At 68.0% G+C, this 15,382-nt stretch carries 7 protein-coding genes and 2 pseudogenes; 2 read left to right on the top strand and 7 right to left on the bottom strand.

What is annotated here, in order from left to right; genetic code table 11:
• Positions 1–87 precede the first annotated feature (87 nt).
• Positions 88–2,033, top strand: a pseudogene (locus KY500_RS00450) (ABC transporter ATP-binding protein).
• A 254-nt stretch (positions 2,034–2,287) separates the two neighbouring features.
• Here the strand turns inward: KY500_RS00450 and KY500_RS00445 are convergent.
• The 6 genes and pseudogenes from KY500_RS00445 to KY500_RS00420 form a co-directional block, all read right to left on the bottom strand.
• Positions 2,288–5,379: pseudogene (locus KY500_RS00445) on the bottom strand (alpha-mannosidase).
• 15 nt (positions 5,380–5,394) lie between these two features.
• A complete protein-coding gene (locus tag KY500_RS00440) occupies positions 5,395–6,252 on the bottom strand; it encodes a carbohydrate ABC transporter permease (protein WP_219901900.1) in 858 nt (285 codons plus the stop codon).
• A gap of 4 nt (positions 6,253–6,256) precedes the next feature.
• Positions 6,257–7,207 carry a carbohydrate ABC transporter permease gene (locus KY500_RS00435; RefSeq protein WP_219901899.1) on the bottom strand — a complete coding sequence of 317 codons (951 nt, stop codon included), beginning with the start codon at positions 7,205–7,207 and terminating at the stop codon, positions 6,257–6,259.
• 3 nt (positions 7,208–7,210) lie between these two features.
• On the bottom strand, positions 7,211–8,572 hold the full coding sequence (locus KY500_RS00430) for an extracellular solute-binding protein (protein WP_219901898.1): 1,362 nt from the start codon (positions 8,570–8,572) through the stop codon (positions 7,211–7,213).
• Between the two features lie 131 nt (positions 8,573–8,703).
• Complete coding sequence (locus KY500_RS00425) at positions 8,704–9,903, bottom strand: ROK family protein (protein WP_219901897.1); 1,200 nt, start codon at positions 9,901–9,903, stop codon at positions 8,704–8,706.
• Positions 9,904–10,385: 482 nt separating this feature from the next.
• A complete protein-coding gene (locus tag KY500_RS00420; RefSeq protein ID WP_219901896.1) occupies positions 10,386–12,272 on the bottom strand; it encodes a phosphoenolpyruvate carboxykinase (GTP) in 1,887 nt (628 codons plus the stop codon).
• Positions 12,273–12,444: 172 nt separating this feature from the next.
• Here KY500_RS00420 and KY500_RS00415 point away from each other — a divergent pair, with 172 nt between their 5' ends.
• Positions 12,445–13,887 carry a helix-turn-helix domain-containing protein gene (locus KY500_RS00415; RefSeq protein WP_219901895.1) on the top strand — a complete coding sequence of 481 codons (1,443 nt, stop codon included), beginning with the start codon at positions 12,445–12,447 and terminating at the stop codon, positions 13,885–13,887.
• A 56-nt stretch (positions 13,888–13,943) separates the two neighbouring features.
• On the opposite strand, the gene KY500_RS00410 is transcribed toward KY500_RS00415, so the two are convergent.
• Positions 13,944–15,311 carry a glucose-6-phosphate dehydrogenase gene (locus KY500_RS00410; RefSeq protein ID WP_219901894.1) on the bottom strand — a complete coding sequence of 456 codons (1,368 nt, stop codon included), beginning with the start codon at positions 15,309–15,311 and terminating at the stop codon, positions 13,944–13,946.
• Positions 15,312–15,382 lie beyond the last annotated feature (71 nt).

Here is a 15,382-nt window from a genome sequence, read left to right as displayed (position 1 = left end):
CTGGATGGCGGTTAAGCTCGAGTGGTGAGTACGACTACCCCCGGCACCGCTTCGTCCGAGACCCCCGCAGGCAAGCCCCGTTCCCGGATGGGCCGGCGCGGTGCACCCGTCGAGGGCCCGCGCGCATCCTTCAGCCAGCTGTTGCCCTACCTCTTCGAACACAAGGCCGTACTCAGCGTGGTCGTGGTGCTCAGCGTGCTCGGCGCAGCCGCCAGCCTGGCCCAGCCGCTGCTCGTGAGCCAGGTCATCACCCGTGTCCAGGCCAACGACCCGCTGGACGGCATCGTCGGCGCGCTCGTTGCCCTTGTCGTCGTCTCGGCGTTGATCAGCGGCTACCAGCACTACCTGCTGCAGCGCACCGGCGAGGGCGTGGTGCTCTCCAGCCGCAAACGCCTGATCGGGCGGATGCTCAACCTGCCGATCAGCCAGTTCGACGCCCGCCGCACCGGCGACCTCGTCTCCCGGGTGAGCTCGGACACCACCCTGCTGCGCGCCGTGCTCACCCAGGGCGCCGTCGAGGCCATCGGCGGCTCCCTCACCTTCATCGGCGCCCTCATCGCGATGCTCATCATCGACCCGGTACTACTGGGCCTGACCGTGCTCGTGATCGGCGTCTCGGTGGTCACCGTCGTGCTGCTCAGCCAGCGCATCCGCACGGCCAGCCTCGCCGCGCAGACCAAGGTCGGCGACCTCGCCGCGAGCGTGGAACGCGCCATCAGCGCGGTGCGCACGGTGCGCGCCGCGAACGCCACCGCCCGGGAGATCACCGTGGTGGAGAAGGACGCCGAGGGCGCCTGGCAGATGGGCATCAAGGTCGCCAAGATCTCCGCCCTGGTCGTGCCGATCGCCGGTATTGCCCTGCAGGTGTCGCTGCTCGTCGTGCTCGGAGTGGGCGGCTTCCGTGTCGCCGACGGAAGCATCACGGTTGCCAACCTCGTCGCGTTCATCCTGTTCCTGTTCATGATGATCATGCCGCTGGGCCAGTTCTTCGGGGCGATCACCTCGATCAACTCGGCGCTCGGCGCGCTCGGGCGCATCCAGGAGATCATCGACCTGCCCAGCGAAGACCAATTCGATCGCGACATCGCCCCGCTGGCGATCGTGGTGGGCGCCGCGAACGCGCGCGTCAACCCGCAGGCGCCGGCGATCTCGTTCGAGGACGTGCGCTTCCACTACGCACCCACCGTGGCCGCCACGACGGATGCCGTCACCGGCGAGCCGCTCGCCACCGTCATTCCCGGCGCTCTGGCTCCGGCCACCGCGGCCGGGGCCATGCTCGCGGCCGAAGACGGGTCGCTGGGCAGCACTGCCCTCGCCGGGGGACGGAGGCGTCGGCGCCCACCGCCGAACGCCAACCCGTACTGCGCGGCGTGTCCTTCACCGCCCCGCGGGGCCTGCGTACCGCCCTGGTCGGGCCTTCGGGCGCCGGCAAGAGCACGATCCTCGCGCTGATCGAGCGATTCTATGACGCCGACTCGGGCGTGGTGCGGCTCGGCGGCCTCGACATCCGCAGCCTGGACCGCGCCGACCTGCGCAGCCAAATCGGCTATGTGGAGCAGGACGCTCCGGTGCTCGCCGGGTCGCTGCGCGACAACCTCACCCTGGCCACGCCCGACGCCACCGACGAGCAGTGCGTGGCCGTGCTGCACGCCGTGAACCTCGGCGAGGTGCTCGACCGCGACCCCGCCGGCCTGGCCGCCGCCGTAGGTGAGGACGGCGTCAAGCTCTCCGGCGGCGAGCGCCAGCGCCTGGCGATCGCCCGCGCGCTGCTCGCGGCGCCGCCGATCCTTCTGCTCGACGAGTCCACCTCGAGCTTGGACGGTATGAACGAGCAGCTGATGCGGGAGGCCATCGACGCGGTGGCCGTGGACCGCACCCTGATCGTGATCGCACACCGACTCTCCACCGTCGTCGACTCCGACCAGATCGTGGTGCTCGACCACGGCGAGGTCGTGGGCACCGGCACCCACTCCGAACTGGTCGCCTCCACGCCGCTCTACCGCGACCTGGCCAAGCACCAGCTTCTCGTCTAGGCGCCCACGCGGAGTGCCCGCGAGTTGCCGAAAAGTGCCCCCTCAGCGTGCCTGAAGGGGCACTTTTCGGCATCTCGGCGAGCCCATCCCCCGGTCCGCCGGGACTGAGTTGCCACTTGAGGCCCCTTCAGCGCCGTGAAGAGGCCTCTTCTGGCAAGTCAGCAACTTCGTCCGTCGTGAGTTGCCACCTTGTGCCCCCTCAGAGCCGGCGACGGGGCGCAAAGTGGCAACTCGACGCGGCCCCGGCCGCCCGCTCAGGGGCGGCGGAAGCGCAGGGTGACGATCTCGAACGGGCGCAGGGTGAGGATCAGTTCGCGGGACGGCCCTGCGGGCACTCCGGAGGACTCCTCGGCCAGGGGCGCTCCTGCGGCCAGTCCGACGCGGGGCACGACCAGGGGGCGCTCGAGCAGGTCGGTTTCCACCACATCCGTTGCCTCGAAGTGACGGATGAGCCGGGCCGTCGACCGGTTGCCGTAAGCCTCGTAGAGCCGCACGATGAGGTCGCCGCTCTGGTCCTCCGCCAATTTCACGGCCTCCACCACGACCGCCGGATTGTCCACCCTCAGCAGTGGCTCGATGGTTGCGTCGGCCACCCCTGACACCGAACGCAGCGGCAGGTTCAGCCTGTAGCCCTCGGCGACGGCCTCGGGGATGCCGGACCCCACACGGATGGAGACCCGTAGTTCGTGCCCGCCTTGGTCGGCTGCAGGATCAGGGAACACCGCTGCACGCAGCAGCGACAGCCGCACTGTGGTCGCGGATCGGCCGATGCCGTTAGGTGACCGGCTGATGTCATGTCCGTAGGTGGAGTCGTTGCTCACCGCCACCCCGTAGCCGGGCTCGCCCACATGCACCCAGCGATGCGCCACCGTCTCGAAGCGGGCAGCATCCCAGGACGTATTGGCGTGTGTGGCCCGGAAAACGTGGCCGAACTGAATCTCTGAGGCAGCCCGATCGGCGTTCACGTCCAGCGGGAATGCCAGTTTGAGCAGCTTTTGCCGTTCGTGCCAGTCCAGGTTCAGGTGAAGGTCCACCGCCAGCGACCCGGCCGACAGGGTGATGTCTTCGACCACATGGGACGAACCGAAGGCGCGGGTCACCCGAACTCTGGCTCGTTCGGGGTGTCCAGGACCACCTCGACGGATTCGGCCGTTGTGAGATCGACGGTGTTTCGTTTGTAGTGTTCGTCAATGTCCCATGCGTCCCACTGGGTGGGGGTGTCCCGGTGCAGCTGCAGCAGGTTGCCCCGGGATCCTTCGGGTACAAGTTCGCGGCGCGCGACCACATCCCACAGCGAGCTGAATAGCCCGTCGGTGTCGATGGTGACGGCCACTAGACCGTTGTCGAGCACAAGGCCCGCCGCCGTGCGCGTCAGGGTCACGTCAGCGACCGGCAACGTCGGATCGGGGCGGGCGGCGTCCGCGCCCGACATGGCGGCCACTCCGTCGATGGCGTACGGGCCCGCGTTCAGCAGCACGGTGGCGTCACCGTCGGAGAACAGTTGCCGCACCGACGTATCGATCAGCCCTGTTAACGTGTCGGCGACGGCGACGTAGTTGCGTTCGGCTTCCTGGTGTACCCAGGCGATGGACGAGCCGGGCAGGATGTCGTGGAACTGTTGCAGAAGCACGGTGTGCCAGGTCTGCTCGAGGAACTCGTACGGGTACGCGGCGCCTGACCGCACGGATGCCGTGGCCGCCCACAGTTCGGCCTCGCGCAGCAGGTGCTCGCTGCGGCGGTTGCCGCGTTTGGTGCGCGCCTGGGAGGTGTAGGTGCCTCGGTGGAACTCGAGGTACAACTCGCCGAGCCACACCGGCGGTTCGGGATACTCCGCCTCGGCGGCCTCGAAGAACCGGCGCGGGCTGGACAGCTCAACCGTTGGCGAGCCTTCCAGCGACTCGGTTCGGCGGGCGGCGGCGATCATCTCCGTGGTCGGTCCGCCGCCGCCGTCCCCCCATCCGAATGGCACGAGCGATGTGTTGGCCGTCCCCTTTTCGGCATACTGGTGCTCCGCTCGAGCCAGCTCCTCCCCCGACAACTCCGCGTTATAGGTGTCGACGGGAGGGAAGTGTGTGAAAATCTGGGTGCCGTCGATGCCTTCCCACCGGAAGGTGTGGTGCGGCATCAGGTTGGTCTCGTTCCACGAGGTCTTCTGGGTCAGGAACCACCGGGACCCGGCCGCCGCCACGATCTGCGGCAACGCCGCCGAGTAGCCGAACGAATCGGGCAGCCACACCTCGAGGGGTTCGACGCCGAATTCCTCCATGAAGAAGCGCTTCCCGGCCACGAACTGGCGGGCCAGTGCCTCGCCGCCGGGCATGTTGGTGTCCGACTCGACCCACATCCCGCCCACCGGCACGAACGTGCCGGCCGCGACCTGCGCCTTGACCCGGGCGAACAGCTCCGGGTAGTGCTCCTTGAGCCAGGCATACTGCTGAGCGGATGAGGCGGCGAAGGTGAAGTCGGGGTTCTTCTCGATCAGGGCCAGCACGTTGGAGAAGGTGCGTGCGACCTTGCGCACGGTCTCCCGCACGGGCCAGAGCCAGGCGCTGTCGATGTGGGCGTGTCCCACGGCGTGCAGATGGTGCGCGCTCGCGTTCGCCGGTCGGGCGAGCACCTCGGCGAGCGCGGCGCGTCCATGATCCGCCGTGCCCGCGACGTCGTCGGGATCCACGGCGTCGATGCTGCGTTCGAGCGCCCGCAGGATCTCCGCCCGCCGGGCCAGGCCCTGGGGAAGTTCCCGCATGAGACCCGTCAGGGTCCAGAAGTCCTGCAGGAGCTCCCACACGGTCTGGTCCGTCAGAACCACGTCCACCTGCCGAAGCCGGTAGATCGGGGTGGTCCCGGCCGTGGCGGGGTCGCCCTTGTCGGTGGCGACGAACGTGAAGCCGGAGGTGACATCCGGGTTGGCGGCCGCCTCGATGTAGAGGTCGATGCGACCCCCGGGTCCCGTCTTCAGCGGCACGGAGCGGTTGCGCGGCTCGACCGCCTTGAGGATGACGCCGTCCGGGGACCAGACCAGGCCTTCAGCCTGGAAACCCGGCGTCGCCGTGCTGAAGCCCAGATCGACCTGCAGTTCGACCCGCAGGGCATCATCGACCGGCCACTCCGCCGGAACACTGCCGGTGACGTGCAACCAGGTCGTCCCCCACGGGCGGCCCCAGGCGCGGCCCGTGCCGAAGGGGCTGTAGTCCTGGCGGATGGCGTCGATGAACGGCACCGGCTCGCCCGGGGCATCCCAGGATTCGACGGTCAGGGGCACCGCGGCCCGGTTGAGGGCGGGACGGAGCCGTTCCCGCACGAATCGGCTGATCCGCAACTCCACGAGTGTGCTGTCATCATGCATGACTGGTACCGCTCCCTAACCCTTGATCGCGCCTGACATGGTGAATGACCCGCCCATGCCGCGGGAAACGAGGACGTAGAGCAGGATCACCGGAACCGAATACAGCACGGAGAACGCGGCGAGCTGACCGTAGGCGATGGCCCCGTATTGGCCGAAGAAACTGTAGATGCTCACCGCGGCCGGCTGCTTGCTCGGCGAGAGCAGCAACACGAACGGCACGAAGAAATTGCCCCAGGCCTGAATGAACACGAAGATGAACACCACACTCAGACCCGGCCGCATGAGCGGCACGACGATGCGCCGGAGGGCGTTCATCGCGGACGCCCCGTCGACCCAGGCGGCTTCCTCCAGGCTGACCGGGACCGAGTCCATGAAGTTCTTGGTCATCCAGATGGCCATCGGCAGCGAGGTCGCGGCCATGAAGAAGATCGTGGCGGGAATCGAATCCAGCAGATTCAGGCGGACGAACAGGCTGTACACCGGCACCATGATCGCCGTGATGGGCAGGCAGGTGCCGAACAGGACGCCGTACATGAACGGTTTGTTGAACCGCATGGTGTACCTGGAGAGCGGGTAGGCGGCCAGCACCGACGCCAGCACCGTGACCACGGCGGCGCCGCCGGAGAGCAGCAGGCTGTTCCAGAGCGGCAGGAAGGTCAGCTCGGGGTTGAACACCGCGGCGAAGTTGGCCAGGGACAGCTGCTCGGGAATCTGGGTCTGGTAGGTGGCCTTGACGTCGAGGGAGGCCAGGACAAGCCAGGCCAACGGCAGCAGAAAGCACAGCGCGATCACGATGAGCACGGCATTGGCCAGGATCGCGGCGGTGGCCTTGCGGGGCGAGGCCACCGAGCTGGCGAGGGTGCTGACGGTCATCGGTTCAGACCTTTTCTGGGCGGAGCGCCCGAATATAGACCAGCGAGAAGGCGGCACCGATAAGCAGCATGACCGTCGCGATGGCGGTGCCGTAGCCGATGTCCCCGAACTTGAACGCTTCCTGGAACGCCATGATCGGCAGGGTGGTGCTTTCGTTGCCGGGTCCGCCGGCGGTCATCACCCAGATCAGGGTGAACACCGACAGCGTCTGCAGGGTGATCAGCATCAGGTTGGTGGCGATGCTGTTCTTGATCATCGGGATGGTGATCCAGGTGAGGCGCTTGATGCCGTCGGCGCCGTCGATCATGGCAGCCTCCGTCACCTCCACCGGCACATCGTTCAGCGCCGCCCGGTAGACCATCATCGAGAACGCGGTCCCCCGCCAGGCGTTGGCCAGGATGATCGACAGCATCGGAAAGCTGTACAGCCAGTTCGGGCCGGTCATCCCCGCCGCGGCGAGCACCTGGTTCAGAGTGCCGTCCTCGCTGAAGTAGGCGTAGGCGACGAAGGCGGCGACGATTTCGGGCAGCACCCAGGCCGCGACGACGGCCGTGCCAACCACGGCGCTGACCACTTTGCTGGCCCGGTTCATCAGCAGGGCGATGCCCAGACCGAGGAAGTTCTGTCCGACGATGGCGGACGCGACCACGAACACGAAGGTGAGCCACAGCGACAGCGGAAAGACCGGGTCCTTGAACAGGGTGAGGTAGTTGTCCAGACCCACCCACTGCGGGTCCTGCGCGCTCGAGCCGGTGAGGGCCGCGTCGGTGAAGGACCCGTAGAACGACCAGATGACCGGCCCGAGCAGGAAGATCGCGAGGAGCACGACGGCCGGCGCCAGGGGCAGCACCCGGGTCAGGGTGCGTCCCCGGGGCCGCCGGCGCGGGCCGGAACCCGAAGGTCCCGGCCCTTGCACGGCCTCACGGGGAGAGCGGGAAACGGTCTCGGCTGACATGGACTACTTCGTGGTGACCTTGTCGGCGCCCACGATGCCCTCCACGGCGGTGTCGTACGCGGCCGCCGCCTCATCCACGCTCATCTGCCCGGTGATGACGGCCTCGGTGGCCGCCTGTACCTCGGCCGAGATCTTGGAGTAGTCGCTCGTCGCCGGCCGGTAGTGCGTCACGTCGACCAGCTCAGTCACGTCGGCCACGAACGGGTTGGCGGCGAGGTAGGTCGGTTCGCTGGCCACATCCGTGCGCACGGCAATCTGGGAGTTGTTGATCGCGTACCAGAGGGCGTTCTCCTGGCTCACGGCCAGGGCTAGGAAGTCGAATGCGAGGTCGGCGTCGGCCGTCTTCGCTCCCACGGCGAGGGTCCAGCCGCCCGACATGCTCACGCCTCCGGGTTCCTCACCATTCTGGGTGGGGAACGTCGCGACGGCCATGTCCTCGGTGTACGCGGGCCACTCGTAGGAGCCGCCGGTCTGCCAGAACGACGGGGTGTATGAGCCTTCGACGGTGCCGCCGAGCTTGCCCTGCGGGAACAACTCTCCGAACACCTTCTTCCACACGTTCGGGTCCAGCGCCTCGGACGGGTCCAGGGCGAGCTTCTCCGCGTAGAGCGTCTCCAGGAACTCGAGGGAGTCCTTGAACCCCTGGGATTCGACCACCCATTTCTGGTCATCCTCGTTGTAGAGGGTGTCGCCGGTGCCGTAGAGCAACTCGTAGAAGCTCTGCATCACAGTGCCCTCGCCGGTGCCCTTACCGGCGTACATGTTGAACGGAACCACATCGGGCTGGCTGGCCTGGATGGCGCGGGCGGCCGTCAGGATGTCTTCCCAGGTTTCCGGCTGCCACGGCAGCTCGATGCCCGCGGCGGCGAAGACCGGTTTGCTGTACCAAATGCCCCGGGTGTCGGTGCCCAGCGGAACGGCGTAGACGCTGCCGTCATCGCCCATCCCGGCGGCCTTGGCGCCCTCGTTGAACTGCCCCCACTCGTCCCAGTCGGCGAGCTGGTCGTCGATGTTGAGCAGGTAACCGGCGTCGATGTCGGAGCGCAGCCGGAAGGTGTCCTCGTAGAACACGTCGGGCGCGGTCTCGGCGGACTTCTGCGAGAGTGCGAGCTTGGTGGAGTAGTCGTCGTCATTGGCCTGGATTGGCTCGAGTTCGACGGTGACCCCGGGGTTAGCGGCCTCGAACTCCGGCTTGATCTTAGTGAACAGCTCGTCCAGAGCCGTGAAGGAATCGGTCTTCTGGTACACGATCTTCAAAGATTGACTGTCACCCTCGGCGTTGCCCCCGGCAGCCGTACAGCCCGCCAGCACAACCATCGAGGTTGCCGCCAACACGGACAGGGCGAGTTTTGCGTTGCGATGCATGGTGCTCCTTTGCTCCAGCTCGTGCCCCCCAAACGCTGACCGGCCCAGTTACCGGCAGGTGGCATACAGGAATACTAAATCGAATGGATAAATTCGCACAAGGGCCTGACGACACCTTTATCGAGCTGTGACTAACCGAGGATCAGACGGGCCGCGCGTGGCGCGAGCGCGTGGTCCAGCACCAGGCAGGCGGCGCCGACCGCGCCGACATCCTCGCCGACACCCGTACCGGCCACCTCGATGCGGTGGATGCTCCTGGCGACCGTCAGCTCGTCCAACAGGCCGGGTATCCGGCGCAGGTAAACCCGGCTCAGCCGCGACCAGTACGGCCCGCCGAAGACCACCCTGTCGACGTCGAGCAGGTTCGTGAGCACGGACACCGCTTTCGCGACCCGGCCGGCGGACTGGTCCAGGACGGCCAACGCCGCGGCCGACCCACCATCGGCGAGCGCGCACAGGGCCGAGAACTGCAGATCGGTCTCTCGGGCATCCGCGTGGGGCTTCGACGCTGTCAGCACGCCGAGCCCCACCGCCGCCCGCACCAGGCTCTGCGGGGTGCAGGTGACCGCGACACAGCCGCGCAGCCCGCAACCGCACTGCGGGCCGTCGGGGTCGACGACGATGTGGCCGATTTCTCCGGAGTTGTGCGAACTGCCGCGCACGACCTCGTCCCGCAGCACCACGCCAGCCCCGATGCCGGTGCCGAGGTAGAAGAACACGAAGCTGCCGACCCCGCTGGGCCCGCCCGCCCACATCTCGGCGACGGCGGCGGCGGTGACGTCCTTGTCGACGAGCACCTCGAAGCCGGTCGCCTGGGCGAGGGCATCACGCAGTGGCACCAGGTGCCAGCCGAGCAGGTGCGGCGGATCGACGACGGTTCCCCGCTCGGGATCGATCGGCCCCGGCGTCGCGACGCCGAGCCCGGCGATCTTGGTGCGGTCCACTCCGGCCTCACGGATCAGCCGTTCGATCTCCTCCGAGATGTGACGGATGACGTGTTCAGGGTCGCTAGCCGCGGGCGTGGCGCTGCGCGATCGGTGCACGACGGCTCCGGTGAGGTCGAGGATCGCGAAGGTCATCACCGCCGGGTCGAGGTGCACGCCCACGGCGTACACGCCACTGGGGTTCAGCTTCAGGATCGTGCGCGGCTTGCCGGGACCGCTGCTGGCCTTGCCGGCCTCGAGCACCATGTCCTGGTCCAGCAGCCGACGACAGATGTTGGAGACGGTCTGCGCGGACAGCCCGGTGGAGTGCCCCAGTTCCACCCGGCTGAGGCCGTTCACCGAGCGACGGATCGCGTCGAGGACGACGGCGGTATTGAAATCACCCATTCTTGGCAGGTTGGTGCCACGCCGCGGTCGCAGATCGCCATCTGGCACCACGGATTCACCTCATCGCCTACCTCGGGATGAGTGAATCTTATTCCGTCGCCCGGCCCGCGGTGAGAGCACCGCCCCGAAGTTGCGCCACGCGGCCACCACACCGGCCAGCAACGGGCCCTCGGCAGAGCGGTGCGGGGCCCGCGGAATGGCATCCGGGAACCGACGCCGGCCCAGCGCGCCGGCAAGGTTCCGACGCCCCTACGGTGCATGGTCGCCTCCGCTCGCGGGAACCCTAGCCCGATCTGCCGGTGGCAGTGACGGATCGGCCAATCCAACCCAGCCGTCGGTTGAGCTTGTCGAAACCTCGCGTGCCGGTGACGAAACGCACGCCCCGATTCGGCGGCCCGTCACCGGGTCTCGGCAGGCTCGACCAACGGGGACTCGACCAACGCGTGCGGGGGTCGACCAACGCGTGCGGGGGCCGCGGCCCGCTAGGCGGAGAGGTGGTAGCGCACGCTCGCCAACTCGGCGTGCAGCGCGGCGGGCACCCGGCTGCCGAAGCGGGCGAAGAACGCCTCGGTGAGGTCGCACTCGGCCAGCCAAGATGCCGGGTCGATGCGGAACAGCTGCTCGAGCGCATCCGGGCTCACGTCGAGTCCGTCGACGTTGAGCGCACCCTCTACCGGCAGCAGGCCGATCGGGGTGTCGACGGCTTCCGCCGCTCCCTCGACCCGGCGGATGATCCACTCGAGCACCCGAGAATTCTCACCGAACCCGGGCCAGAGGAAGCTGCCGTCATCGCCCTTGCGGAACCAGTTGACCTGGAAGACAGCGGGCGCGTGCGCGCCGAGGCCCCGGCCGACCCGCAGCCAGTGCGCCCAGTAGTCGGCCATGTTGTACCCGCAGAAGGGCAGCATCGCGAACGGGTCGCGGCGCAACTCCCCCACGGTACCTTCGGCGGCGGCGGTTTTCTCCGACGAGATCGTGGCCCCCATGAACACGCCGTGCTTCCAGCTACGGGCCTCGGCGACGAGCGGCACGTTGGTGGCACGGCGGCCGCCGAACATGATCGCGTCGATCGGCACACCCCCGGTGTCTTCCCAACTGTCGGCGATCGACGGGCACTGCGCCGCCGGAACGGTGAACCGAGAGTTGGGGTGCGCGGCGGGCCGGCCGCTGTCGGGCGTCCAGGAGTTGCCCTCCCAGTCGGTGAGGTGCGCGGGTGGGGTATCGGTGAGGCCCTCCCACCACACATCACCGTCGTCGCGGAGGGCGACGTTGGAGAAGATGGTGTTGCCCCACACCGTCTGCACGGCGGTGGGGTTGGTGGTCTCGCCGGTGCCGGGGGCGACGCCGAAGAACCCGGCCTCGGGGTTGATCGCCCAGAGCCGGCCGTCGTCGCCGGGGCGGAGCCACGCGATGTCGTCGCCGATGGTCTCCACGCTCCAGCCGGGCACGGTGGGCTTGAGCATCGAGAGGTTGGTCTTGCCGCAGGCCGAGGGGAACGCGGCGGCCACATGGTAGGTGCCGCCCTCGGGCGAGGTGACCTTGATCAGCAGCATGTGCTCGGCCAGCCAGCCCTCGTCGCGAGCCATCACCGAGGCAATCCGCAGCGCGAACGACTTCTTCGACAGCAGCGCGTTGCCGCCGTAACCGGACCCGAACGACCACACCTCGCGGTCCTCGGGGAACTGCACGATGTATTTGGTGTCGTTGCTGGGCCAGGTGACATCGGCACGGCGGATGCCCGCCTTGTTCACGAGCGGGAAGCCCACGCTGTGCACGGTGCGCACCCACGGCGTGCCCGCCTCGATCAGGCGCAGCACGGCCTGGCCCATCCGGGTCATGATGCCCATGTTGAGCACCACGTAGGGAGAGTCGGTGAGCTCGACGCCGAGCTGCGAGATGGGGCCGCCGAGCGGACCCATCGAGAACGGCACGACGTACATCGTGCGGCCGCGCATGCTGCCGGTGAACGCGTCGTTGAGCTCGGCGCGCATCCGGCCGGGTTCGGCCCAGTTGTTCGTCGGGCCGGCGTCGTCACGGTGGGTGGAGCAGATGAAGGTGCGGTCTTCCACCCGGGCCACGTCACTCGGGCTGGTGCGGGCGAGGAAGCTGTTCGGCCGCCACTCCGGATTGAGCCGGATGAGCTTGCCCTCGGCGACGAGCTGCTTCGAGAGAGTGTCGGCCTCCTGGGCCGTGCCGGTGCACCAGACGATGGCATCCGGCTGGGTGAGGCGGGCGATCTCGTCGACCCAGGCCTGCAGGGCGGGATCGGTGGTGCCGGTGGGCGCCCCGTAGGCGGTGGGCACGGTGGTCTCGGTGGAGTGGGCGGCGTGGGCCCGGATGCGGCTCTGGCCGGGGTGGGTGACGGTCATTGTCTGGCCTTCCTCAAGATGCTTTTTCACTGGTTTCCGGGCGGCTGCCGCGGTGTGTGAGGCATGGGCAGGAACGCTAATTTCGTCCTGTTCATTAAGAATGCGACCGGATTCGGTGCAGAAACCGAAAAACCCTGGTTAAGAAACACGGTTCTTTACGTATGCTTAAGGAATGCCAACGCCGGCCTCCGACCTCGTCACCTTGGGTCACCGCATCCGTCACTTTCGCAGCGAGCGAGCGCTCACGCTCGACCAGCTCGGCGAGCAGGTGGGCCTGGCGGCCAGCCAACTCTCGCTGATCGAGAATGGACGCCGGGAGCCCAAGCTGTCCACGCTGCAACAGCTGGCCCAGGCGCTGGGGGTGCCGCTCGCCGATCTGCTCAGCGGGGAGGCGCCCAACACCCGCGCGGCCCTGGAGATCGAACTGGCCCGGGCGCAGAAGAACCCGCTCTACGGCGCCCTCGGCCTGCCTCAGGTGAAGGTCACCAAGGGCATGCCGCTGCCGGCGATCGAGTCGCTCGTTGGCCTGCACCGGGAGTTGGCCCGCCGGGCCAGCGAGGCCATCGCCACCCCCGAGGAGGCCCGCCGGGCCAACACCGAGTTGCGTGAACGGATGCGTGAACGCGGCAATTACATGCCCGATATCGAGCAACTCGCCGAGGAACGGGTGCGCGCCTCCGGCCACGTCTCCGGGGCCCTCACGCACCGGGAGGTGAGCGTGATGGCCGAGCAGCTGGGTTTCACCCTGATCTACGTGAACGACCTGCCGCACTCCACCCGGTCGGTGACCGACCTGGCCAACCACCGCATCTACCTGCCGCCGGCGTCGATCCCCGGCGGGCACGGGCTGCGCTCGATGGCGCTGCAGGCGATGGGGCACCGGCTGCTCGGCCACGAACGCCCGGCCAGCTACGCCGAGTTCCTCTGGCAGCGGCTGGAGATCAACTACTTCGCCGCCTGCTGCCTGATGCCGCTGGAGGTCACCCGCAGCTTTCTGCAGACCGCCAAACGCGACCGGGTGCTCTCGGTCGAAGACCTCCGCGACGCGTTCGGGGTCACCCACGAAGCCGCGGCTCTGCGGCTGACCAACCTCGCCACCGCGCACCTGGACATGACCGTGCATTTCCTGCGGGTCTCCGGCGACGGCGCCCTACAGAAGGGTTACGAGAACGACGGCCTGCCGCTGCCGGCCGACGTGACCGGGTCGATCGAGGGGCAACTGGTCTGCAAGCAGTGGAGCGCCCGCAGCGCGTTCACGCACACCAACCGCACCACCGAGTTCTACCAGTACACCGACACCCCGGCCGGCACGTTCTGGTGCGCCACTCAGACCGGCACCACCTCGGACGGCGAATTCTCGATCAGCGTCGGCGCCCCGTTCGCGCAGGCGAAGTGGTTCAGGGGGCGGGAAACCACGCAACGGGCGGTGTCGCGCTGCCCCGACGAGTCCTGCTGCCGTCGCCCGTCCGGCTCGGTCGCCTCCCGTTGGGCCGGCCAGGCCTGGCCGAGCGCCAGGCTGCACGCGCACGTGCTCTCCCCATTGCCCTCGGGCACCTTCCCCGGCGTCGACGACACCGAGGTCTACGAATTCCTCGAGGCCCATGCCGACCAGTAGCGGCCACAACCCGCCGACCGACGGCTCGCGCTCGGGCCGGGTCAGCTCAGGTCAGGTCAGCGCCAGTCCTCGGGGCCGGCACTGCCAGCCGGGTACTCATCCAGCGGAACGTCGCCATTCTTCCACGCCTCCAACACCGGGGTGATGATGCGCCAGCACTCCTCCGCAACATCCGCGCGCACGGAGACCGACGGGTCGTTGGTGAGAATGCCCGCGAGTACCTCGCCATAGGCGTCGAGGTGTCCGGCACCGAGATCGGTCTGCAGGGAGATCGTTTCGAGGGTGAACAGATCGCCCTCACCGTTGACGTTGATGTCGAGCTTGAGACCGTTGGGATCCAGCGCGATATGCAACCGTGCGGGCGAGGTCGTGCTGGTGAACCCGGTGGGCAGGTGCGGCACGGGTTTGAAGGTGATCACGATGTTCTTGCGGGTGTCATCGAGGGCCTTGCCCGAGCGCAACACAATGGGAACGCCCGCCCAGCGCCAGTTGTCGACGGCGAGGGTGATCTCAGCGAGAGTCTCGGTCTCCAGCTCCGGGTTGACACCCTTCTCGTCCGTGTAGGCGGGCAGATCACGTCCGTCGATGGTGCCGGCCGTGTAGCGCGCACGGCGGGCCACCAGGCGAGGGTCACCCGGCCAGAGGTGCGTGGCGCGGAGGGCCTGCGCCATGGCTCCACGTAAGTCGTCAGAGTCGAGGGTCGACGGCGGTTCCATCGTGGCCAGCGCCAACACGAGCAGCAGATGGCTCTGGATCATGTCCACGAGCGCACCGGCTTTGTCGTAGTAGCCGGCGCGGCTTTCCAGGCCGAGCTTCTCGTCGTAGCTGATCTCGATCTTCTCGATATTCTCGGCGTTCCAGTTCTGCTCGAAGAGGCGGTTCGCGAAGCGCAACCCGAGCAGATTCAGCACCGTGGATTTGCCGAGGAAGTGATCCACCCGGTGGATCCGCGCCTCGGGTGCGAGCCGCGAGACGAGCCGGTTGAGCGCCGCTGCACTGGCCAGGTCTGTGCCGAATGGCTTCTCCAGGGCCAGAGAGAGGCCCTCGGGGAGCTCGATCGTGTCCAGGGCCCGGCAGCTGGCTTCGGTCACAGCCGGGGGCAGCGCGAAGTACAGTACGGGCGGGGTGGCACAGTCGCCGATCAGGCGGCGCAGATCCTCGGCGTCGGTGGCGTCCACCACCACGTAGCGGCTGCGCGCGACCACCGGATCGGTGGCGGCCGGGTCCGCACCGCCCTTCAGGAACGCGGTGCGGAGCATGTCCTGCCACGCATCCGTGGAGAGCTCCACGTTGTTCGCGCCGATCAGTTCAAGGTCGATGTCGCGGTCGGACGCCAGCAGCTGACCGAGCCCGGGAAGGAGCAATCGGGTGCTCAGGTCTCCGCCGGCGCCGAAGATGACCAAGGTTGTGCGATGTACTGACATCGTTCGAACTTAGCCGCACCACGCGGCGACGACGGGAACGCCATGCGTGTCTTCGGGGTTCGTCAGGTTGC

This window comes from Cryobacterium sp. PAMC25264, assembly GCF_019443325.1.
GTDB lineage: Bacteria > Actinomycetota > Actinomycetes > Actinomycetales > Microbacteriaceae > Cryobacterium.
This window is presented reverse-complemented; position numbering and strand designations above follow the sequence as displayed.